This is a genomic window from Brevibacillus sp. MS2.2 (genome assembly GCF_013284345.1).
Classification (GTDB): Bacteria; Bacillota; Bacilli; order Brevibacillales; family Brevibacillaceae; genus Brevibacillus; species Brevibacillus brevis_C.
This window is the reverse complement of sequence record NZ_JABSUZ010000001.1, coordinates 328,525-351,637: the sequence shown is the minus strand read 5'-3', so window position 1 is coordinate 351,637 and position 23,113 is coordinate 328,525. Positions and strand designations below refer to the sequence as shown.

Here is a 23,113-nt window from a genome sequence, read left to right as displayed (position 1 = left end):
CCGTGATAAAAAGTAGTTGTGCGATGAAATGGTGTGAGGAGGAATAGCGTATGAAAGCAAACACAGGTGTGAAAATGATTCCGTTGCAAGGAGAGGCATTTGGCAAGCCGATGGTGATCAATCCCACCTTGCTTTGGGATGATAATCGAGCGGTATTAGTAGATACAGGAATGCCTGGTTCCTGGGAGACCATTCGTCAGGAGATGAGCCGTGCTGGCATCCCCCCTGAGCGTTTGCAGGCTATCATTTTGACGCATCAAGACCTTGATCATATCGGCGGTCTTCCAGAAATCGTTCGTGAGCTTGGCGGACAGGTTGAAATATACGCGCATGAGCTAGATCAGCCGTACATTGAAGGCACACGCCCTCTCCTCAAAGCAAACCCCCAAAGCATGGCCCCTTTACTTGCGATGTTGCCTGAAAAGGAACGCGAGTACTTGCAACGGCTTTGCGAAAATCCGCCAAAGGCAATGGTGCACAAGACACTGGCAGATGCAGAAATTCTACCGTATTGTGGGGGAATTCGCATTATTCATACTCCCGGACATACGCCGGGGCATATCAGCCTTTATGTACAGGATAGCAAGACCTTGATAGCAGGCGATGCTATGGTGTACATGAACGAAGCACTACGAGGACCGATTCCGCAAAACACTCTCGATATGGAAATAGCAGTAAACTCATTAAAAAAATTCGAGAACTTGGAAATTAATAGTATCATTTGTTATCATGGAGGCATGTGCCAAAACAACGTGCAAGAGCAGCTTGATGCTCTGATACGGTGAAGTAGTTACCTGAGCTTACACGTTAAAACAACGAATCCAGGTTGGAATATATGGATATAAGAAGCGTGGAGGACACCAAGCTGGAGTAATCCCAATGGTGTCTTTCCCATTTTATCCTTGCAACGTCTTTTGCGCTGTTTGCTCGATTTCGGAATGAGAGACTGGTGCAGTGGGAGTGGCTTTGTAGTATTTTTCCAGCGATTTATCTGAGCCTGTCCAACGAGCCAGTGCAGCGAACACAGCGAACATGCCTTTTTGCAGGAAGCGCGGAATGATTGGGAGATAAAACTGCCCCATCTGAAAGATCGTTCCCAAGAGGAGAATATTTTTCGGGATATTTTGCTTGATAATCGGCAAATAAAAGCTGCGCCCGTCTGTATCGAGCCCGTATCCACAGCGGACAAACGCTTCAAAAGTACCTGCCGGTCGGATTTCGACATCGAAGCTCACGAATTCGTTAGAGGGGTTGTGAAACCCATGAACCTTGTCTGTCGGAATGGTTAGCTTCTCTCCCGGCTTCAGGATTACTTTTTTTCCATCAATAGTTACCTCTAAATTTCCAATTACACCTTCAAAGGTTTCGACAAGTTTTGTATGATAGTGTAGAAAAATCCCGTTATCCGGTGGAAGATCGGTACGGAATAACAAATATTCGCCATTCGTTTCTTCCGTTGTCTTTAAAAAGGTGACCACTTCATTATTGTGCGGGTTACTTACACTGCGACTTAGATTTGACAAAACTATACCTCCCTGAAAAATAGTAAAAAGAGATTATATTAAGACAGAATATAGATTAAATATAGATTATTTGTTCCGGGGCAACAATTAAAAAGATAGGATGTTCTACCTAAAGATGGAGTGGATAGTATGAGCGGCATGATCGTGGTTCCAGGGTATAGGGTGGCAGAGTTGATTTCCACTCATTCAAAATTGGGAATTTATCGGGGTTACAGAAATAACGACAATCTCCCTGTCTTATTCAAAGTACCAATGGAAGGACCTTCCCATAAGGAATCTCTGTGGAAACTGAAGCATGAATATCGCATTCTTCAATCACTGGAATCCAATGCAGTGGAAACGATCATCGAACTCGTTAATCACAACCGTGAGACCGTAATGATCACGGAAGATTTCGGGGGAGTGCCGCTCTCCTTGCTTATGAAAATGAAAGGACTGTCACTGAAGGAGATGCTCTTCATTGCAGTCCGCATGGCTTCCTGCTTGAAGGAAATCCATCAGCACGGAATCATTCATAAGGATGTAAATCCCGATCATATCCTGGTCCATCCTGAAACCTATGAGGTAAAGCTTGTTAGCTTTGGGTTGGCGACGAAATGCCACCAAGAATACCAAAGTGTGATGAATCCAAAAGAATGGAAGGGGAATCTTCGCTACGTCTCGCCGGAGCAGACGGGGAGGATGAATCGCACCGTCGATTACCGCTCCGATATTTATTCTTTTGGTGTCACGCTCTACGAGTTATTGACTGGAAAGCTGCCCTTTTTAACTTCGGACATGCTTGAACTCATACATGCTCATATGGCGAGAAAGCCGCTCGCTCCCTCCAGTGTAAAACCATCCGTTCCAGAGATTCTATCGGACATTGTGATGAAGTGTCTGTCAAAAAATACAGAGGATCGCTACTTTAGCATGTCTGGCTTGCTGGCAGACCTACAGCGCTGCTTTGATCAGCTTGAACAAAACGGTTTGATTACGCCTTTTCCGCTTGCTTTAGAAGACCGTGCCGATCACTTGCGGATTCCAGAGAGGCTGTATGGACGTGAGCAGGAAATCCAAATGCTCATCGATGCATTTGAGCAAGTCACGAACGGCGCTACGAGGATAGTTCTCCTCAGTGGCTCTGCGGGCGTGGGTAAATCTGCACTCGTGCTGGAAGCGCAAAAAGCGTTTTTGAGGGGCCGGGGACGTTTTGTTTCAGGAAAGTTTGACCATTATAATCAGGCCGTTCCGTATTCGGCCATCATTCAAATCTTTCAGGATTTGATCAAGCAGCTCTTGGCAGGTCATGAACGCGAGCTGCTCGCTTGGCGAGAGATGATACTCGACGCCATGCAAGGACTTGGTCAAGTGATCGTGGATGTCATTCCACAGCTTGAGACAGTGATCGGCAAACAGCCTGCCGTACCTGAGCTGCCGGCAGCAGAAGCAAAAAATCGCTTTCAATGGGTGATGCAACGCTTTATTCGGATTTGGGCGCGACCAGACCATCCACTCGTCTTGTTCCTGGATGATTTGCAGTGGGCGGATTCTTCTTCGCTTTTCCTGATCCGAGAGTTGGTTGCGGATATGCAGATTAGTCATTTTCTGTTGATTTGCGCTTATCGTGAGCATGATGGCGGTACGATGAATCCGTTGATTGCCATTTTGACAGAGACAGGCATCAAGAGCCGCATCTTGCGCCAATTTACGTTACTGCCGCTTCGAGATCCCGAATTCAATGCGATGCTGGCGGATGCGTTGCATAGTGATCCGGAGATGACGAAGCCACTGGTTACGATTATCATGCAGAAAACAGCCGGGAATCCGTTTTATGTAAGAGAATTCATTAAAACGCTGTATGATCGGAACTTGCTGTGGTATGAGAGAGAAGAACAGAACTGGCAATGGGATTTGGCCGAAATCGAGAAGCTGGGTACTACGGAAAATGTGGCCGATTTTCTCGTAGAAAAAATGAGAAGACTGCCTGATTCCACTCAGAAGCAGCTCGGTTATGCGGCTTGTCTGGGTAACTCGTTTTTGCTTCATTTGATAGCCAAGTCACGAAATCAAACGGAGTCAGAAGCCATCCAGCATATACGGCCTGCGATTGAGGAAGGTCTCATCTATCCGATTGAAGGAGCGGAATATCTGACTTACGTTGCTCTCGTGGAAGAAGAAGTGGCGTCTCAGATGCGGATTCGTTTCCGTTTTGTGCATGATCGCATTCAACAGGCCGCCTATTTGTTGTTAGCAGAGGAAGAACGAGGACAGATTCACGTCAAGCTGGGCAGGATGATGTGGGAAATGTCCCAAGGGAGCGAATCTGGCTTCTTGTTCGAAATTTGCGATCATATGTATCGGGGCAAAGAGATACTGGAGGATCAGGCGGAGCGCATTCATGTAGCGCATTGTCATTTGCTCGCGGGTCAAAAAGCGAAATCCTCTGCGGCATTTGAATCCGCCTTGCAGTACTTCCAACGTGGTCTCGAGCTGGTCGGGGAAGAGGGCTGGCAGCACAATCACGATCTGACCATGGAGCTGTGTGCGTTGTCTGCGGAGACGACGTACCTCTGTAACCAATTAGATGAGGCAAAACAATTGTTTGAACGCGGGATGCAGCATGCCAAAACAGACAGAGAACGCGTTCGCATTTTGGAAATGGAAATTCGCATGTATACACGACTGGCTGAATTTCCGCGTGTCATGGAGATCGCAAGCGAAGCCTTGGGGTTATTGGGCGTACCGATTCCCAAAAAGCCTGGCAAGCTCGATATCATTAAGGAAATGTTTCACATCAAACGCCGCCTCAAAGGTCGGAAAATAGATGAGCTGCTGTATTTGCCGGATGTTCCGGATGAAAATTATCAGATGGCGATGAGCATCATCAGCTACGCCGGGCCATCTGCTTACTATGTTAATCTCAATTGGTTTGCTTTAACGATATTGCGTGCCCTTCATCTGTCGCTCGTGCACGGAAACGCGGTCGCCTCGGCAAACGGTTATACCGGTTACGGGATCGTACAAGCTGCTCAATTTGGAAATTATCGAGAGGCTTACGAATTTGGGCAATTGGCTTGCCGTGTAGCAGACAGCTTCGCCGATCCGATCGCCATGACGAAGGCGTATGGCGCGTTTGCCCTACTGATCAATCACTGGTGCGAGCATGCACGAACGAATATCCCTCTCCTGAAAAAAGCGATTCAGCTCGGCTTGGACGGTGGCGGCAATATTTATGCTGCTTACAATGCCCATGGGCTTTTGGAAGCCATGCTCTACTGCGGTGTGCCAGTGGAAGAATTGGAGCAGCAAATCGAGGAATACAGCGATATGATTCAACAAATCAAGGTCGTTGATCACGATGATCGGCTTCTGTTATTGCGCCAGGCGCTGCATACCTTTACACGGTGGTCCGACGATGAACGAACGGCGTTTTGCCATGATGGTTTTGACGAAACGACATATGTAAGCCACCTGAAAAAAGAAGGAAACAGCTACAAGCGGTACATGTACCACTACTATAAATCGATGGTTCATCTCATGTACGGGAACCACCTGGAGGCTGCCGAGCTGCTGGCTGAAGCGGAGCAATGGATGGATTCAGTCAGTGGACAAGTTCTTGTCAGCCAACAAGTATTTATGCAAACACTGGCATTAACAGGGCTCTATGAGAACGCCAGCCGACAGGAAAAATCGAAGTATGGGAAAAAAATCAAAGCAAATATCAAGAAGATGAAGACGTGGGCAAACGAATGCCCGGAAAATTTTCAGCACAAGTGGTTGCTGATGTATGCTGAGTGGCTGCGTGTCACTGAGAACAAACAAGAAGCAGGTCCTTATTATGAACAGGCGGTTCAACTCGCCAAAAAGGATGTTTTCTTGCAAAACGAGGCTATGGCAAATGAATTGGCTGCCCAGCATTACTTGGCACTCGGACTCGAAACGATTGCGAAGGTATACATGACAGAGGCGCACGAGGTTTACATGCTTTGGGGAGCGGTCGCCAAGGCACGAGAGATTGGGGAACGGTACCCTTATCTTTTGCAACGGGTAAGAAGCATGGGGGCTTCCGCCGAGATTGCCACGACTGACCAGACAGCAGACCTTGTCGATTTAATGAGTGTCATCAAGGCGTCGCAAACGATTGCCAGCGAGCTCCGCCTGGAAATGCTGTTGGCGACGATGCTACGCACGGTGATGAGCAATGCAGGTGCGGAGAAAGGAATCCTCCTGCTGAAAAAAGATGGTGACTGGCTCATCGAAGCGGCAGGCTCTGTCGATTTGGACGTGGAGATCATGCAGTCTGTCCCGTATGAGCATAGCGGGATGCTCTCTGTCGCCGTCGTGAATTACACCATTCGCACAGAAGAGATGCTGGTACTCCACAATGCTTCGGTTGAAGGTGTCTTTTTCCGCGATACGTACATCGCGAAGCACAAGCCGAAATCGATTCTATGCTCCCCGCTATGGCAGCAAGGCAAAATGATCGGTGTCATATATTTGGAGAACAACGAGACGACACATGTGTTCAACGAAAAACGCTCAGAGCCGCTCAGACTGATTTTCTCGCAAATTGCGATCTTTATTGAAAATGCGAGACTGTATCATCAATTGGAGCAATGGAATCAATCCTTGGAAAAGATTGTGACAGAGCGTACCAATGAGATTCAGGCACTTTTACAGGCGAATAAAAATCTGTTAAACAATGCGGGACAAGGCTTCCTTTCTTTTTCCAAAAACCTGCTGGTCCATTCCGAATACAGTCGGGAATGTCTACGGATTTTTGGCAGAGAACTGGCTGGGGTATCGGTCGCAGAGCTGTTGTATCCAGATCGCCCTGAGGACCGCGTGTTTATTGAATCTCTTTTGGAAAAGTACTTTGAAGCAAAAGACCAAGGGCAAAAAGAGCTGTATCTCAGTCTGTTTCCTACAGAAATCCAGATCAATCAAATGCCGTTGAAGCTGGCGTGTAAGCCGATTTATGAAGATCGGCGAGATTCGCCAGAGGGCTTGATGCTGATTCTGACTGATATGAGTGAGCAGCGGGCGCTCAAATCAAAGATGGAGCGAGAATGGCAAAGGTTGAATATGGTCGTAACGGTAGCGATTAGTCTCCCGCTCTTCCAAAAGGTACTGCGGGCTTTTGACGCTTTCTTTGAGGATGGGTGGAAGCGGGTCCTGAAAGAAGAGATGGCGGATTCCGAGAAACTATTCAAATTGGTCGCTCAGATTCATCAGTTTAAAGGTGACTTCAGTCAATTACACTTGATTCATACACCGCAAAAGCTGCATGATCTGGAGTCGTGGTTGATTCAATGGGCAAAGTGCGAAGTACACCTGTCCGCCGAGGATGTGCGCGCCCAGCAGTCATTTGCAGAGGTTCAAGCTGCGATGCAACAAGATTTGTCGATCATGCAGCACAAGCTCGGGGTCGGGTTCCTCGATCATAACGAGCATGTGTACACCATTGCAAAAGAGCGGTGGGAAAGCTTCGAGCATGAGATCACCAGTCTGATACAGGGGGAAGCTCAGCAGGAGCTGCTCCAACGTATTCGCAAGCTCCGCTATCGTCCGATGAAGGACATGTTGTCCCGGTATGAAGACTATGTAAGTGAGCTCGCCATCCGTCTGAATAAGACGATCGATCCGGTCGAGTGGGATGCTGAAGAAGTACTGGTTGATCCGGAGCGATTCGAGAATTTTGCGCGGAGCCTGGTTCACGTATTCAACAATGCGATCGATCATGGAATGGAAGAAGAGCAAGAACGATTGGCATGCGGAAAAGAACGCAGCGGCAAGATTCAATGCCGCCTTTGGCAAGAGGATACTTCCCTGTGCGTCACGATTCGTGATGATGGGCGGGGCGGAGATATGGAAAAGCTAAAGTTGGCATTGGCGGAGCATGTCACGGTACAAGAAAACGCAAGTCTCGTATCGGGCAGAGGAATTGGCCTGTCCATTGTCAAACAAGAGGTTGAACAGTTGGGCGGCACCCTTCAGGTCCATACCGAAGAAGGAGAGGGCACCTGCTTTACCTTCCGAATTCCGTTGGAAGACATTCGCTAGACCCATAGAAAAAACTGAGGCGACAGTGCCTCAGTTTTTTGTTTGATCGACTAAAGAGAATTCGTAATGGAAGCCAAAAGTCGTTCTTCATCGATCGGTTTTAGAATGTAATGGCGCGCTCCAGCGTTGATTGCTTCAAAAACGAGCGGCTTTAATCCGTTGGTGCTGACCATAATGATGTTGGCGTCGGGGAAGGTGCCGATGATTTTTTTGACGGTATCTATGCCATTCATGCCAGGCATATTGATATCCATCGTCACCACGTCGGGGAGGTGGGCCGCATACTTTTGATAGGCGTCCAATCCATTCGTTGCTTCTGCAATGACTTGATGGCCCGCCCGTTCCAAAATGATTTTCATGTAATCTCGTACAACAAGGGAGTCATCTGCTATCAGTATACGAGCCATAAAACCTCCTGTTTCGAAACGGTTCGTTATTCTTAGTAAGTAGTCTACTTTTACCATAACACTGATAGGAAAAATGTCGCAATCATTTGATCATAAAAAGTACAGTCGAACATACGGAAAAACAAACGAATGCCAGCTCGTAATTGAGTGATATAGGGAGGCTAGCTTACTCACCAATCTCACCAATCACCAAGAAAAAGTCTTTCCTGGAGGGCATCACGGTGAATAGCAGCGATTCGGCCTCGTCCTAACTGAAGCCATCCGGCTTTCTCAAACTCCTTGAGTGACCGACTGATTACTTCTCTGGCCGTGCCGAGTTCAACGGCAATCGCTTCATGGGTGATGGTTAGGTGATTGCGAGAATCTGTAGTACGTCGGAGCAATAATTCGGCGATGCGCGCGTTGATCGGTTTAAACGCGATATCCTCGACTAGAGATGTGACGGAGACCATTCGGTTGATCATGTTCCGGTAAATAAACTGACGCAAGTCCTTATAGCGATCCATCCAATCTTTGAAGACATCTACAGGCAAAAGCAGCAGCTCGGTTTCCTCTTCTAGCTGTGCGGACGCTTCATAGCCCGTCTCACCTAAAATACTTGCCATCATGAGGACGCAGACTCCCCCGCGTTGTACCCGATATAGCGTAACCTCACGTCCAGATTCGCTGATGATATAGATGCGGACCTTGCCTGACAATACAAAGGCGGCGTGGGCAAACAGATGTCCCTGCTGCATCGTAAGCTGGGGAGAAAAGCGTTCCACTGTTATGTCAGGATGGCGCCATGCGGCTTCTGGAACAAGGGAAAAGCACGGAAAAGCATCCGTCACAAATTGGATTCGATTCAAGTCCATTGTTTTACCCTCCGAGGCAACTCAATTGGGGAAATATTCTTACTTGTAGTGTAGGGAAAAGAAGCGATCTCTACAATGGAATATCCGTCTACAGACTGACGAGAGAACAACCCTGTAGCCTGATTTCTCTTCTACGCTGTTTTGCTACGATACATATAGAACTTATTTTGTAAAAATAACCAGTATCGAGGGGAACCAGATGAAACAAATGAAACAGTGGATAGGAGTAGGTTTAATCGCTGTAGGAATCAGCTTGGCCGGATGCACGATCAGCGATAACGTGATTAAGATCGAAGAAGAAAAGAGACAGCTTGAATTACCTGCGGAGTCCATCGAGGCGTTGAATATTGCAACCGATTCAGGCGATTTGATCGTCAAAGGTGATGAAAAAGCAACCGCGATTCATGTAGAGGCTGATATCAAAACGAAAAATGTCAAACCCGAAGAAATCATCATTACACTTGAGAAGGATGGAAATACGGCAACTCTAAGATCTGAAGTGAACACAGATATCGGTTTAAATTATGTGGATATGACGCTAACGGTAATCGTTCCTGCCCAGATGCCGATAGCCCTTACCGATGGATCAGGGGATATTGACATGACCAATCTAACGGGAAAGCTCACGATTGAGGATGATTCCGGTGATATTCAATTAACGAATACAAACGGAGAGGTAGAGATTCGTGATCAGTCCGGAGACATCAAGATCAAGGACGCGTCGGCCCTCAAACTGATCGAAGACGATTCAGGTGATATCGTCATGGAAAATACGGGTGGAAACGTAGCGATTCACGATCAATCAGGTGATATGTATATCAGGAAGCATAAGGGTGATATTACGATATCGGACCAAAGCGGCAATATTGTCATTGATACAGTCGAAGGAAATGTGCTGATTGAGAATGACGGGAGCGGAGATCGATTCGTTCAAAACGTAACAGGCTCGTACACATCCAAATAATCAGGACCGTCAGGGTTTTTACCCTGGCGGTTTTCTTGTTCTTGTCGGTATTTTGACAGGTTGAGGAAAAAATTAGCCGACTAATGAAAAAAAGCTTTCCCTTCCGATAAAGAAGTGCTAATATAACAAAGGTAGTTCTAATTGAGAATGAATCTCTTTATTAATGATCATGAGAATTATTCTCTCTCGTAAATACTCGAGTCAATATGGAACATTACTCCATGAAAACGTAAGAAGAGTAGGGACGCGATGAAAAAGAGATATTTGGTTGTAGCACTTATTTTGCTATCGTTCGTTTCACTTTTTATTGGTGTGATAAATATATCTCCAAGGGACCTGTTCAATCTCACGGATGACAAGGTACAAGTCATGTTGATCAGCCGGATTCCGCGACTCATCAGTATTATTATCGCGGGGATGAGCATGAGTATCGTTGGCCTGATCATGCAGCAGTTGACGCGGAACAAGTTCGTTTCGCCAACGACAGCGGGGACAGAGGATTCCGTTCGATTCGGAATTTTGATTTCCCTTTTGGTATTCGTCGATGCTGGTCCTTGGGTCAAGCTGCTCGTCGCTTTTGCTTTCGCCTTGCTTGGAACATTTATCTTTATGAAGATTCTCGACAAAATCAAGTTCAAGGACTCCATTTTCATTCCGCTAGTGGGCTTGATGTTTGGAAATATCGTCGGTTCGATCACGACGTTTTTCGCTTATAAGCACGACCTGATGCAAAATATGTCTGCCTGGCTGCATGGAGATTTCTCCACGATTATGAAAGGCAACTACGAGCTGTTGTACATAAGCATTCCGCTGGTGATTATCGCCTACTTGTATGCGAACAAGTTCACGATTGCAGGAATGGGTGAAGAGTTCGCCATTAACCTCGGGCTGAACTACAAGCAGGTCGTCAATATCGGCCTGATCATCGTCGCGAGTGTTACTTCCGTTGTTATTCTCACGGTAGGGGCGATCCCGTTTTTGGGACTGATCATTCCCAATCTGGTTACGTTGTACCTGGGGGATAACCTGAAGAAAAGCTTGGGTCATACCGCTTTGCTTGGTGCGGTTTTTGTACTCGCTTGTGATATCCTGGGACGCCTTATCATCTATCCGTACGAGATTTCTATCGGCTTGATGGTTGGGGTCATAGGCAGCGCGATCTTCGTGTACTTACTCATGAGAAGAAAGGCATATGAACAATGAAAGCTAAGATAGGTGCCCTGTCGATTGTGGCCATTGCTTTAATAGCCATATTCATGACGATTAACGCCGGCGGCAACTGGGACTATATCCTTCCTCGGCGGGCGAAGGAAATTCTCGCCATTATTTTAACCGGATGCATCATCGCCTTTTCCACGATGGTTTTCCAGACAATTACGAACAACCGAATCTTGACGCCTAGCATCATCGGACTCGATTCGCTCTATATGTTCATCCAGACGTTTGTGATCTTTGTTTTTGGTTCCACACACTTCACCTTGATGAACAACAATGTTAACTTTCTTATCTCGACGGGAATCATGGTGCTCTTTGCGGGCTTACTCTACAAATTTTTGTTTAGACGAGAAGGGCAAAACATTTACTTCCTGTTATTAATCGGATTGATTCTGGGGACGTTGTTCAGCAGCTTGTCCACGTTTATGCAGGTGTTAATCGATCCGAACGAGTTTTTGATTGTACAAGACAAGATGTTCGCCAGCTTTAATAATGTAAAAACGGATTTGTTGATTACAAGCTATGTGTTGGTCATCGTGATTGCGATTTACTTCTGGCGTTACATCAAGTATCTGGATGTATTATCGCTCGGGCGGGATCAGGCGATCAATCTGGGGATTCCCTATGATTTTGTCATCAAGCGATTCCTCATCGTGATTGCGATTCTTGTCTCCATTGCGACAGCTTTGGTCGGACCGATTACCTTCCTCGGACTGTTGGTTGCGAATCTCGCCCATCAGTTTATGAAAACCTATCAGCATAAATATTTGCTGGCAGGCTCGGCATTAATCAGTGTGATTGCTCTAGTTGGCGGTTTGTTGATTGTGAAGCACGTATTCACGTTTTCTACAACACTCAGTGTCATTGTCAACTTTATTGGTGGGGTTTACTTCATCTATCTTCTGTTAAAGGAGAATAAAGCGTGATAGAAGTCCGGAATGTCTCAAAACAGTATGGTAGCAAATATGTCGTGGAAGACGTCTCTGTGAAAATTGCCAAGGGAAAAATCACGTCCTTTATCGGACCCAATGGGGCCGGAAAGAGCACCCTGCTGTCCATGATTAGTCGTCTTTTGAAAAAGGACCAAGGTGAGGTTTACATCGAGGGTCAGGAGATTGGCCAGGTAAAGAGCAGTGAGCTGGCCAAGAAAATATCGATTCTCAAGCAATCAAACCACATTACGGTGCGGTTGACGATTCGCGAGCTGGTCAGCTTTGGTCGCTTCCCGTATTCACAGGGGAATTTGACAAAAGAGGATTGGAAGCATGTGGATGATGCCATCCGTTATTTGGAACTTACGGACATTCAGCACAAGTATCTCGACCAGTTGAGTGGTGGTCAACGCCAGCGTGCGTACATCGCTATGGTCGTCGCTCAAAATACAGACTACGTCCTTCTGGATGAGCCGCTTAACAATTTGGATATGAAGCATTCCGTTCAGATTATGAAGGTACTGCGACGACTGGTAGACGAAATGGGTAAAACGGTTGTCATCGTTATTCATGACATCAACTTTGCCTCTGTCTATTCGGACTATATTGTCGCTCTCAAGGACGGCAAGGTCGTAAAAGAAGGGACCACAGACGAGATCATTACGCGACCTACGCTAAAAGATGTCTATGACATGGATATCCAGATTGAAGACATTGACGAGAACAAAATATGCGTCTATTTCGCGTAAGAACCATCTTCCTATCGTTAAAATTTTGATGGCCTGCAAGGGGGTTTCATCAGCAAGCTATCAATAATTTTATATACTTTTAAATTCTATATAGAGGTGAGAGAAGTGAACAAAAAACTACTCATGCTGTTTATGGCAGTACTGATGGCTGTATTCACAGCTGCATGCGGCTCCAATAATGCTGCACCTTCAACTCCAGCGACAGATGCGACAAAAGCACCTGAAGCTGCACAAACATCCGAAGAAATTACAATCAAGCATAAATTGGGTGAAGCAAAACTGAAAAAGAATCCAAAAACCGTTGTTTCTTTTGACTACGGTGTCCTGGATTCCTTGGATAAATTGGGTATCGAAGTAGCAGGTGTTGCTCAGTCTTCCAACATTCCTCCGTACCTGGAAAAGTTCAAAGATGCAAAGTACACAAACGTTGGTGGTTTGAAAGAACCAGACTTTGAGAAAATCAACGCAATGAAGCCAGATGTGATCTTCATCTCCGGTCGTCAACAGCCTGCATATGAAGAGCTGAACAAAATCGCTCCAACCATCTTCATGGGTGTAGACAACGAGAATTACATGGAATCCTTCAAAGAGAACATGAAAACATTGGGTACCATCTTCGGGAAAGAAGCACAAGTAGACGAAGAGCTGGCAAAAATTGATGCGTCTATCAAGCAAGTGAATGAAAAAGCAACAGCTAGCGGTAAAAATGCATTGATCGTATTGGTGAACGAAGGTAAGCTGAGCGCGTATGGTCCTGGATCTCGTTTTGGCATTATTCACAAGGAGTTGGGTATCACTCCTGTAGATAAAGACATTAAAGTCGAAGGACATGGTCAAAGCGTATCCTCCGAATACATCGTTGAAAAAGATCCGGACTACCTGTTTGTTGTAGACCGCGGTGTTGTGAACAAGAACCAAGACGCTTCTGCTTCTGCAAAACAAACGATCGAAAACGACCTGATCAAAAACACCAAAGCATTTAAAAATGGCAACATCATTTATCTCGATGCGAACTACTGGTATCTCTCCGGTGGTGGATTGGTTTCCACTGGCAGCATGGCAGATGAAGTTCTGAAAGAAGTTAAGTGGTAAGAGGCTAGAAAAAGAAGTGGCGACAGCCGAGGGGATTAAGATATCCCTGGGCTGTCGCCTTTTCATTTTTTAGAACGTACTGATTTACACCCGGGGCTCCCGTTTTGCAAACTCCTGTAACATCCCTCTTATTTGTTCTACCAATAAAGCGGGTGCTTTCTTTGGTGAACCAGAGTCGAACGGTGGCTGGGGATCGTATTCCAAAATCAACTGAACTCCTTTACTCATATCTTCTCCCAATTCCCATGCAACTAATTGGAGGGCCATGTCGATACCAGAGGAAACACCGGCCGCTGTAACGATTTTGCCCTGACGAACGACTCTTTCCTCTGTTGGAGTGGTTCCGAGAGATTGGAGCAGCTCGAAGGACCCCCAATGAGTGGTGGCTACGGCACCATGTAACAAGCCTGCGGCACTCAAGATCAGAGAGCCATTGCAAACAGACGTAGTCCATTTCGTTGTTTCATGTATTTCGCGAATCCACTGTAGAGTTTCTTCGTCATTCATAGGGGTTTTATAATTGGGCGGACTGCAACCGGGAACAACAAGAATATCAGCGGAAGTAACCTCAGCAAAACTGTAATCGGCGTGTAAATAACCCATATGGGAGTCAAGCTTGATTAACCCTTTTTTCTTAGCGACAAACTTCACTTCACATTTCAGCGTAGCGGCGAATACATCGTATGGACCAATTGCATCTAATGCGGTGATGCCATCGAAAAGCAAGATTGCAACCTTCATGATGATCTCTCCTTTGAAATGGGATATTTTTCTTGCAAACAAACACTAGCATACATATACAGGGTATATGTATGTCGGAGTTGTGACTAACTGTAAGGTTTTCTAAGCCCGTGTAACAAAGAGAGATAGACAGTAGGGATAGCAAAAAGCCGGTTACACCGTAAAACGTGGTGAAAACCGGCTTTTTGTAGCGGAATCTAACAATTATCTGGCTCCAACCAGCTTGCGCTCTTCCGAGTAAACAGGTTGGGTCGCGTTTTCGTTTGGTTGCTTTTGATCCAAAGCATGAGACAGCTCATAAGGGAGGCAGAGCGGTACACCCGTGCGAGGATCAATCAGGATGTCTGCTTCGATGTTGAATACCTTGCGCAGCATCTCAGGTGTCATGACCTCAGCAGGGCTTCCCTCAGCGACAACGGTACCGCGAGAGATGGCTACCATGTGCTGTGCATAACGGGTTGCGTGGTTCAAATCGTGGACGACCATGACGATCGTACGATTCTCTTCGTCATTCAGCTTTTGCAGCAGCTTGAGAACCTCCAGTTGGTGAGCCATATCCAGGAAGGTTGTAGGCTCATCAAGGAACAGGATGTCTGTTCCTTGCGCCAGAGCCATCGCAATCCAGGCGCGCTGGCGCTGACCGCCGGATAGCTGGTCAACCGGACGATCATGGAAATCTGCCATGCCGGTCATGGAGATAGCCCAGTTTACGATCTCTTTGTCTTCCTTAGTCAAGGAGCCGAAGCCTTTTTGATGGGGGAAGCGGCCATAGGTAACGAGCTCAGACACGGTCAAGCCATCGGGTGCGGTTGGGTTTTGCGGCAAAATCGCCAGTTGCTTGGCGACTTCCTTGGTCGATTGCTGATGGATCGATTTACCGTCCAAAAATACTTGTCCGCCGGTTGGTTTCATAATCCGAGCGAGAGTTTTGAGGATCGTCGATTTACCAGAACCATTTGCACCGACCAGGGCAGTGATTTTTCCAGAAGGAATACTGATGTTCAAGTCTTTGACAATGGAAAGCTCACCGTATCCGATGTCCAGCTTTTGCGTGTATAGGCGCTCCACAATGGGCCAACTCCTTTTTAAACAAAGTATGTACCTGTATAAGAAATGTAGTAATGATAATCATTTTCACTAAGGTAAAGTATATAACGGAACGAGGTCAAATTCAATATGTAAAAAGCCAACCTGCTCACATGCGTGAACAAATTGGCCTTGGGTTAACAAATGATGATCCAGTTTTAGTAGGTGATATGAGCGATGATCCCTTGTTCGTCGTCCAATATCAGCTCGATACCGGCGGAATAAGGGTTGCGCTGCATCTGGGTCTCCAGGTAGTAGCGAATCGCTTCAATCATATTCATCTCGATGAAGACTTGTTGGCGATCCATCCAGTGTACTTCAGCAGAAAAGCCGTATTCTTCGTCCCACATCAGCTCGACGGAGATGTCTTGCGGCTTCAACTGCTTTTTGTAAGCTGCGTGAATACAGATCGCATTAATGATATCTTGTTCGGAAAATGTTATCTTTTCCATGCGTTCAGTTCCTGCTCTTTCTCACGCTTGGTTTTGAAGTAGACGATCACTTTGCGGATCAGGATAATCACAGCGAGGATCGCCATCAGGTTGATCATGAAGCCAAGGATGGAGCCCAGGATACCCATGTCAGCGAACAGGGTTCCGAACAGCAAACCAGCCAGACCACCAATCATGAGACCTTTCATGAATCCGCCGCTTTTGCTTGCTGTAGCAGCAGGAGTTGTGGTTGTACCTTTATTTGTTGAAGCATTTACATTCGAATCGGCTTTGTTAGGCGTTTGCGTGTTCGTAGGAGCCGTATTAGAGTTGAAGGATTTTTTCCCGGACTTATAGCCTTTCGCGTCGGCGTGATCAATGAATCCTCCGGCTGGAGCGAGTACGAGCATTACGGCAACCAACATCATGATGAGTTTTTTCATGTTATTTGAGTAGCCCCTCTCATTTAAATGACTTGTATATATAAGTCTACATGAATATTGAGCGAAATTCCAACGAACTTTCAGTGACGATCGGTCTAAATACCTACAAAAAAGCCCCTGACAAGCGATCTCGTCAGGGGTTCTTCGATTTACGCGCTCTTTTTCAGTTTTCGGGCTGCCCAGTTGCCTAATGATTGAATGAGCTGGACCAGGACTACGAGGATAACGACAGTAATGATCATGACTTCGATGTCCCATTGCTGGTAGCCGTAGCGCAAGGCGAGATCGCCCAGTCCGCCGGCACCGACTGCTCCGGCCATTGCAGTAGCACCAATCAAACCGATGGTCGCGATCGTCAGGCAGAGGACGATGCCAGGCCTTGCTTCACGTAGCATGATGCGAAAAATAATCTGCGTCCGGGATGCACCCATTGCCTGATACGCTTCGATAACGCCACGATCTACGTCATGCAGGGCCGTTTCCATCAGGCGTGAGATGTAAGGCGCAGTATAGACAATGAGCGGCACAATTGCTCCTTCAATCCCAATCGAAGTGCCCACAATCAACTCCGTAAATGGAATGATCGCAACCATCAGGATAATAAAAGGCAGCGAACGCACAATGTTGATGATCGTATTCAGGGTGTGATAGATGATTTTGTTCGGGAAAAGGTGGTTCGCCTGTGTGATGACCAACAAAATCCCGAGCGGAATCCCGATCAGTGTCGCAATGAACAACGAAAACCCAACCATGATGACAGTTTCTTGCAGCGATTGCCCGAATACCGGAATCATTTCAATCAAACGCTCCATTAGCTCCGCACCTCCTCTGGTGACACAATATCTACGCGGTAGACGGATTCGCGCAAGAAGCGAATGCCATCCTGAATGGCCTGGTCTTCACCAGAAATGTGCAAAAGCAAAATGCCGAGCGCCGTACCTTTTATGGTTGTAATCGAGCCGTACAATAAATTGGTGCTAATCGGAAAACGTGCAGACAGTGTTCCCAGAACAGGATCGAGAGCAGCATCCCCGCGAAAGGCAACGCGAACAATTTTGGAAACGGGTCCGGTTTCTTTTATCTTGGACAAAATCTCCTGTGGTACCTGATCGTCAAAAACCGTTTTGATAAAATTACGGGTCGTTTGCTCTTGCGGATTGCTGAAAACATCCAAAACAGAGCCTTGCTCGATGACGACGCCATTTTCCATGATGGCTACCTGATCGCAGATTTTTTTGATGACCTGCATTTCATGGGTAATGAGCACGATGGTCAGGTTAAACTTTCGATTGATGTCGAGCAACAGCTCCAGAATCGATTCAGTTGTCTGCGGGTCGAGAGCGGAAGTTGCTTCGTCACAGAGCAGGATTTCCGGATCAGTCGCAAGCGCACGAGCGATCCCCACCCGTTGCTTTTGTCCACCGGATAGCTGAGAAGGATAAGCATGTGCTTTATCAGACAAGCCAACCAAGCCGAGAAGGTCTTCTACCTTGCGCTTAATGACATCTTTGGGGACGCGATTCATCCGCAAGATTTCCGCCACATTGTCAAAGACATTATAGGAAGAGAGCAGGTTGAAGTGCTGAAAAATAATCCCGATCTTTTTGCGAGCTTGTCGCAGCTCTTTTTCCTTGAGGGTCAGCATGTTCTGGCCATTGACGATCACAGAACCGCTAGTCGGCTTCTCCAACAGGTTGATGGTACGGAGCAGGGTACTTTTTCCCGCTCCGCTAAAACCGATAACCCCGTAAATCTGCCCTTTTTCCACCTGCAAGGATACGCCCTTCAATGCTTCTACCTGCTTGTTTCCTACTTGATACGACTTATGAATATCGGTTAGCTGTATCATAACGAGTTCTCCTTGTTGTTCTTGATGTTCCTGGCGTCGATCTTACCAGGACGGCAGTACAGCTCCTTCAAAACGTTCGTCGATGAATTTTTTCACTTCTTCCGAACGGTAGATGTCCACCAGCTTTTTGACAGCGGGGTTGTCCTTATTGGTTTCATTGACTGCCAAGATGTTCACGTATGGAGAGTCAGCAGTCTCAGCGAAGATCGCATCTTTTTTCGGGGTGTACCCAGCTTCCATCGCGAAGTTCGTATTAATCGAAGCGACCTCCACATTTTTCAGCGAGCGTGCCAGGAAAGCAGCCTCCAGCTCTTTGAATTGCAAATTTTTTGGATTTTCTACGATATCCAGTGGTGTTGCGTTGTCGCCCACGCCATCCTTTAGCTTAATCAAGCCAGCAGCCTGATAGAGCAAGAGGGCGCGTGCTCGGTTGGTCGGATCGTTTTGGATGCCGACAACACCGCCAGCCGGGATGTCCTCGACTTTTTTATGCTTGGTGGAGTACAGGCCCATCGGGTACGTCACGGTTTTTCCGACCTCGACGATCTTTGTTTTGTGATCTTGATTAAACTTCGCCAAGAACGGAATGGTTTGGAAGCTGTTAACATCGAGATTTCCTTTATCGAGAGCTTGATTCGGCTGTACGTAATCGTTGAAAACGACGACTTCGACATCGAGTCCTTTGCCTTTGGCGACTTCCTTTACTTTGTTGAGAATCTCTTCGTGCGGGCCGCCAGTGACGCCCACTTTGAGTGAGGTTTGTTCAGCAGCAGTGCCGCCGTTAGCAGGCGTAGCTTCCTGTTTACCGCCGCAAGCCGTTACGAGCGATGCAGCGAGCAGTAGTGTAGTGAGCAGTAGACCAGTCTTTTTCATGAAAATACCCCTTTTCTCTGGATGTAAGATGTAATAAAAAAAGCCTCTTCCGACAGAAGAGGCTGGGACTGCGCGTATGTAAATACACGGCAACAATACCTCTCTTATCTGTCGGAATAAATTCCGCTGGATTTGGCACCGTATCGTTTGCGATAGGTTGCCGAGGTGTCATAGGGCCAGTCCCTCAACCTCTCTTCATAAGAGAATGTGCTATGAAATTATCATTCCAAACATTGTTGTTAATTCTTATTTGGATAGTTGGATTATAACGACTGATTTTTTACGTGTCAACTGTTTTTGCAAACGAATGACTTGGTGGAAAAATGTGAAATTGATCTAAATACGAATATTCTATTGAAGAATCCGAAAATCATTTGTATAATGAGAGCGAATGAACCCGATACCAGCTATCGCAGGTGATGACATGACTCTAGTGGACTCCAATGAAACCAGAAAAAAGCTGTCTGCCATCTATAATGAGATAGCAAAAGAGTTGTTCGGATTTGGAACGACTTTGCTCCGAGTCACGATTGAAAATCAGATGATTACGTTCCAAGCCAAGCATCGCCGCTCTCCGCGCTCACAAGCATTGGAAGGAGAAGCGCCGGCTCTCAAGCTCGAAGTCGATTTTCGGATGTCTCTTCTTTATAAGAAGAAACTGCGAGAACGACTGGAGGAAGAGATGGGATTGCCGTTGGAAGCCGTGCTGCGGGACTATGATGCGCCTACGCAGTGGGCGATCACGAATGTTATTTTAGCTGAATCAGAACTGAATACCTGACGCAATCGTTCGGATTTTCTCTTTTGATCTATCTTAAGGGGAGACCGTAGACTTTGCGTAAAAACGGGTGTCACTTCTCTTTGTTTACGAAGAAAAGTGCTCTTGTTTAGAATGATACGTTCTAATCAAGGGTACTTTTCTTTTTATTGTATCACCATATTTTGTCATCAAATGAACCCAACTGGAGGAGAATTACGATGAAAAAATTACTTGCTGGAATCCTGTCTTTTTCAATGATGTCACTGGCTCTTGCTGGCTGTGGCAGCAATGATCAACCACAAGCGGGAGGGGCTGGAGGCGAAGCCAAGGGTGAGCCACAAAAGCTGGTCATCTCCACATGGGGCTTCTCCGAAGACTTTTTCCGCAAAGAAGTATATGAGCCATTTGAAAAAGAACATAACGTGAAAATCGTGCTGGAAATCGGGAACAATGCAGAGCGCCTGAACAAAATTCGCCAAGGAAGCTCCGATGTAGACTTGATCTACCTCTCTGACTACTATGCACAGCAAGGGATTGAGAGTGGCGCATTTGAAAAAATCGACCGCAGCCGCATCCCGAACCTGGATCAAATCTACGACATTGCCAAAGCACCACTGGGCGAGGAGTACGGTCCAGCTTACACGATTGGTCAATTCGGAATTGCCTACAATCCAAAGCTCGTGAAAACCGAGATCAAGGATTGGAAAGACCTGTGGAATCCAGAGCTGGCGGGCAAGCTGACACTGCCAAGCATTACGTCCACAACTGGCCCGATGGTTCTCGACAGTGCTTCCCAGACAGCGGGCAACAAGGAATTTAACGAAGATCAAGCCTTCGCGAAAATGAAAGAAGTCAACCAAAGTGTAGTGAAGTTCTACGATAAGACCTCTGAATACGTGAATATGTTTGGACAAGAAGAAATCGGCGTAGGACCGATCATGGAAATGTACTTCAAAGACATCAAGGCCGCTGTTCCAGAAGCTGTTTTCGTACAACCTGCAAGCGGTGGATATGCGGTCATGAATACGGTTAACATCGTAAAAGGCTCGAAAAACAAAGCACTGGCTGAAGACTTCATCAACTACCAACTGAGCAAGGAAGTTCAGGAAAAAACAGCAAAAGCAAAAATCGATTCCCCTGTAAACAAAACGGTTCAACTGACAGAAGAAGAGGCAAAAGGCGTAACGTACGGGGAAGAAACCGTAAGCAAGCTGAAAATGCTGGACATGAAATTCGTTAACGAGCACTCCAAAGCATGGATTGACCGTTGGAACCGTGAAATCACGCAATAACGAACGTTAGAAAAACAAGGGCGAGGGTATAGACAATTTCGGATATACCCTCGTTTTCGTGAGGAGGACCACTCGTGCAAAAGATCATTCTTGACGTAGATACGGGCATTGATGATGCGCTTGGCATTATTCTCGCTGTGAAGAGCGGGCAATTCGATTTGGTGGGCATCACTACGGTGAATGGCAACGTGTCGTTGCGAAAAGCTACAGAAAACACGTGCAAAATTCTCGATTTCTTGCAAGTCGGCGAGCAAATCCCTGTTGTCTGTGGAGCATCTGAACCGCTGTTGCGGCCGTTGTTTTTCGAGCATGCCGTACATGGTGAGGATGGCTTGGGAGGTGCTCTGCCCGGCGTTCCGATGTACAAGAAGCCGACTGCTGGCTTTGCTCCTGATTTCATCGTGGAAAACGTACTCGCGCATTCCGGCGAGATTACGCTCATCATGACGGGGCCGTTGACCAATTTGGCGCTGGCGGTGAAAAAATGCCCGGAGCTCGTCCAACACGTCAAGGAAGTCATTTTCATGGGTGGAGTGGTCCGCGAGCATGGCAATGTGACGCCAGTTGCGGAGTATAACATGTACGTCGATCCAGAGGCGGCCAAGGTTGTGTTTCATGCCGGATTCCCGCAATTGACGCTTGTTGGACTGGATGTGACGCGAAGAGTGCTCCTGAACGAGGAGCATATTCGCGAGCTAGGAGATACACCGATGGGCGAGTACGTAAGACAGAGTACGTCTGATTACCTTCATCGCTATTTTCAGCGAAATGGCATTTATGCGTGCGCCATGCATGATCCATTGGCTGTCGCAGTCGCACTCGATCCGAAGCTGGTGAAGACGCAGAAGCTGTATGTAGATATCGAAACGAGAAGTGAGTTGTGTGATGGGCAAACGGTTTGCGACTTTCAAAACCGCCTGAAAAAAGAACCGAACATAAACGTCTGTCTGGACGTAGATGCAGATGCGTTCTTTGCGCGTTTTCTCGGCGCATTGAAAGCCTGACGATACCGTGAACAGGAGTTAATCAGATGAGAAAAACGGGTCTTTATTTATTGCTGTTGCCGGGTGTGCTGTTTTTGACGCTGTTCATGGTCATTCCAATTGTGATGACGATCGCATCCACCTTTTATCAAGAGGGTAGCTTTACGATCCAAGGCTATCTCCAATTTCTGACCGACGCGTACTTCCTGAAAATTATGCTGACGACGCTGCAAGTCAGTCTGGTCACGACGATTGCGTGTGTCCTGATTGGTTTTCCTGCTGCGTACTACATTTCCAAGCTGGGCCCACGTAAAAAGGGTATCTTGCTGGCATTGGCGATTTTTCCTTTGCTGACCAGTTCTGTCGTGCGGTCGTTCTCTTGGATGATTATTCTCGGAAAAAAGGGCTTATTGAACAGCTCGCTGCTTGCAATCGGGCTCATTGATAAGCCGTTGGAAATATTGTATACGCCGACTGCGATGATGATTGGTTTGATTCATCTGTTCCTGCCGCTGATCATTATTACGCTGGTAGGGGTGATGGAAAACATCGACCCAGATTTGCTGAAGGCGGCGGAAAGCTTGGGTGCTTCCAAGTTGACAGCCTTCTGGAAGGTCATTGTGCCACTTAGTGTACCGGGACTTATCATTGGTAGCATTCTGGTGTTTGTCGGAAGCTTGACCGCCTACACCACGCCTGCCCTGCTAGGTGGAAAACAGCGGGTCATCTCTACGTTCCTGTATCAAAATGCGATTACGCTCAATGATTGGCATTTGGCATCTGTCATTGCCACGATCATGATTGTCATTACATTTGTCGTCATCTATTTCATGAACAAGCTGGCGACCAAATTAAATCCGAAGGGGTAGAAGCT

21 protein-coding genes and 1 riboswitch are annotated in these 23,113 nt (G+C 46.8%); of the genes, 11 read left to right on the top strand and 10 right to left on the bottom strand.

What is annotated here, in order from left to right; translation table 11 throughout:
* Positions 1 to 50: 50 nt before the first annotated feature.
* Positions 51 to 785: an MBL fold metallo-hydrolase gene (locus tag HP568_RS01515; RefSeq protein ID WP_173628118.1), complete on the top strand. Its 735-nt coding sequence runs from the start codon at positions 51 to 53 to the stop codon at positions 783 to 785.
* 111 nt (positions 786 to 896) lie between these two features.
* Here the strand turns inward: HP568_RS01515 and HP568_RS01510 are convergent, their stop codons facing one another.
* Positions 897 to 1,523 (bottom strand): cupin domain-containing protein, encoded by a 627-nt coding sequence (locus HP568_RS01510; RefSeq protein ID WP_048035298.1) that lies wholly within the window; start codon positions 1,521 to 1,523, stop codon positions 897 to 899.
* Positions 1,524 to 1,652: 129 nt separating this feature from the next.
* Here HP568_RS01510 and HP568_RS01505 point away from each other — a divergent pair, with 129 nt between their 5' ends.
* Positions 1,653 to 7,568 carry an AAA family ATPase gene (locus tag HP568_RS01505; protein WP_173628117.1) on the top strand — a complete coding sequence of 1,972 codons (5,916 nt, stop codon included), beginning with the start codon at positions 1,653 to 1,655 and terminating at the stop codon, positions 7,566 to 7,568.
* A 50-nt stretch (positions 7,569 to 7,618) separates the two neighbouring features.
* On the opposite strand, the gene HP568_RS01500 is transcribed toward HP568_RS01505, so the two are convergent.
* Positions 7,619 to 7,975 (bottom strand): response regulator, encoded by a 357-nt coding sequence (locus HP568_RS01500; protein ID WP_007724662.1) that lies wholly within the window; start codon positions 7,973 to 7,975, stop codon positions 7,619 to 7,621.
* Positions 7,976 to 8,154: 179 nt separating this feature from the next.
* Positions 8,155 to 8,829: a Crp/Fnr family transcriptional regulator gene (locus HP568_RS01495; RefSeq protein WP_173628116.1), complete on the bottom strand. Its 675-nt coding sequence runs from the start codon at positions 8,827 to 8,829 to the stop codon at positions 8,155 to 8,157.
* Positions 8,830 to 9,028: 199 nt separating this feature from the next.
* On the opposite strand from HP568_RS01495, the gene HP568_RS01490 reads away from it, so the two are divergent.
* The 5 genes from HP568_RS01490 (at position 9,029) to HP568_RS01470 (ending at position 13,781) form a co-directional block, all read left to right on the top strand.
* A complete protein-coding gene (locus HP568_RS01490; protein WP_173628115.1) occupies positions 9,029 to 9,793 on the top strand; it encodes a DUF4097 family beta strand repeat-containing protein in 765 nt (254 codons plus the stop codon).
* 249 nt (positions 9,794 to 10,042) lie between these two features.
* Positions 10,043 to 10,996 carry an ABC transporter permease gene (locus tag HP568_RS01485; protein ID WP_048035294.1) on the top strand — a complete coding sequence of 318 codons (954 nt, stop codon included), beginning with the start codon at positions 10,043 to 10,045 and terminating at the stop codon, positions 10,994 to 10,996.
* On the top strand, positions 10,993 to 11,934 hold the full coding sequence (locus HP568_RS01480; protein ID WP_056489118.1) for an iron chelate uptake ABC transporter family permease subunit: 942 nt from the start codon (positions 10,993 to 10,995) through the stop codon (positions 11,932 to 11,934). Before HP568_RS01485 ends, HP568_RS01480 begins: the two co-directional genes overlap by 4 nt.
* Complete coding sequence (locus HP568_RS01475; protein ID WP_173628114.1) at positions 11,931 to 12,689, top strand: iron ABC transporter ATP-binding protein; 759 nt, start codon at positions 11,931 to 11,933, stop codon at positions 12,687 to 12,689. Before HP568_RS01480 ends, HP568_RS01475 begins: the two co-directional genes overlap by 4 nt.
* A 105-nt stretch (positions 12,690 to 12,794) precedes the next feature.
* On the top strand, positions 12,795 to 13,781 hold the full coding sequence (locus tag HP568_RS01470) for a siderophore ABC transporter substrate-binding protein (RefSeq protein WP_048035291.1): 987 nt from the start codon (positions 12,795 to 12,797) through the stop codon (positions 13,779 to 13,781).
* A gap of 84 nt (positions 13,782 to 13,865) precedes the next feature.
* Here HP568_RS01470 and HP568_RS01465 read toward each other — a convergent pair whose 3' ends face one another.
* The 7 genes from HP568_RS01465 to HP568_RS01435 form a co-directional block, all read right to left on the bottom strand.
* On the bottom strand, positions 13,866 to 14,522 hold the full coding sequence (locus tag HP568_RS01465) for a DJ-1/PfpI family protein (RefSeq protein ID WP_173628113.1): 657 nt from the start codon (positions 14,520 to 14,522) through the stop codon (positions 13,866 to 13,868).
* 204 nt (positions 14,523 to 14,726) lie between these two features.
* Positions 14,727 to 15,590: an ABC transporter ATP-binding protein gene (locus tag HP568_RS01460; RefSeq protein ID WP_173628112.1), complete on the bottom strand. Its 864-nt coding sequence runs from the start codon at positions 15,588 to 15,590 to the stop codon at positions 14,727 to 14,729.
* A 176-nt stretch (positions 15,591 to 15,766) separates the two neighbouring features.
* A complete protein-coding gene (locus HP568_RS01455) occupies positions 15,767 to 16,060 on the bottom strand; it encodes a YxcD family protein (protein WP_048035288.1) in 294 nt (97 codons plus the stop codon).
* The gene (locus HP568_RS01450) at positions 16,048 to 16,482 is read right to left on the bottom strand and encodes a hypothetical protein (protein WP_048035287.1); all 435 of its coding nucleotides are present in this window, start codon (positions 16,480 to 16,482) and stop codon (positions 16,048 to 16,050) included. Before HP568_RS01450 ends, HP568_RS01455 begins: the two co-directional genes overlap by 13 nt.
* 149 nt (positions 16,483 to 16,631) lie before the next feature.
* On the bottom strand, positions 16,632 to 17,294 hold the full coding sequence (locus HP568_RS01445; RefSeq protein ID WP_056489125.1) for a methionine ABC transporter permease: 663 nt from the start codon (positions 17,292 to 17,294) through the stop codon (positions 16,632 to 16,634).
* A complete protein-coding gene (locus tag HP568_RS01440; protein WP_048035285.1) occupies positions 17,294 to 18,331 on the bottom strand; it encodes a methionine ABC transporter ATP-binding protein in 1,038 nt (345 codons plus the stop codon). Before HP568_RS01440 ends, HP568_RS01445 begins: the two co-directional genes overlap by 1 nt.
* A gap of 42 nt (positions 18,332 to 18,373) precedes the next feature.
* A complete protein-coding gene (locus tag HP568_RS01435) occupies positions 18,374 to 19,204 on the bottom strand; it encodes a MetQ/NlpA family ABC transporter substrate-binding protein (protein WP_173628111.1) in 831 nt (276 codons plus the stop codon).
* A 101-nt stretch (positions 19,205 to 19,305) separates the two neighbouring features.
* Positions 19,306 to 19,408: riboswitch (SAM riboswitch) on the bottom strand.
* Between the two features lie 220 nt (positions 19,409 to 19,628).
* Here HP568_RS01435 and HP568_RS01430 point away from each other — a divergent pair.
* The 4 genes from HP568_RS01430 to HP568_RS01415 all read left to right on the top strand — a co-directional run bounded on the left by HP568_RS01430 (position 19,629) and on the right by HP568_RS01415 (position 23,108).
* Positions 19,629 to 19,985: a Na-translocating system protein MpsC family protein gene (locus tag HP568_RS01430; RefSeq protein WP_173610495.1), complete on the top strand. Its 357-nt coding sequence runs from the start codon at positions 19,629 to 19,631 to the stop codon at positions 19,983 to 19,985.
* A 197-nt stretch (positions 19,986 to 20,182) separates the two neighbouring features.
* The gene (locus HP568_RS01425; RefSeq protein ID WP_048035283.1) at positions 20,183 to 21,256 is read left to right on the top strand and encodes an ABC transporter substrate-binding protein; all 1,074 of its coding nucleotides are present in this window, start codon (positions 20,183 to 20,185) and stop codon (positions 21,254 to 21,256) included.
* 74 nt (positions 21,257 to 21,330) lie between these two features.
* Positions 21,331 to 22,260, top strand: coding sequence for a nucleoside hydrolase (locus HP568_RS01420; protein WP_173628110.1), 930 nt, complete (start codon positions 21,331 to 21,333; stop codon positions 22,258 to 22,260).
* Between the two features lie 26 nt (positions 22,261 to 22,286).
* Entirely contained in the window at positions 22,287 to 23,108 is an 822-nt protein-coding gene (locus HP568_RS01415; RefSeq protein ID WP_015893850.1) for an ABC transporter permease, read from the top strand.
* Positions 23,109 to 23,113 lie beyond the last annotated feature (5 nt).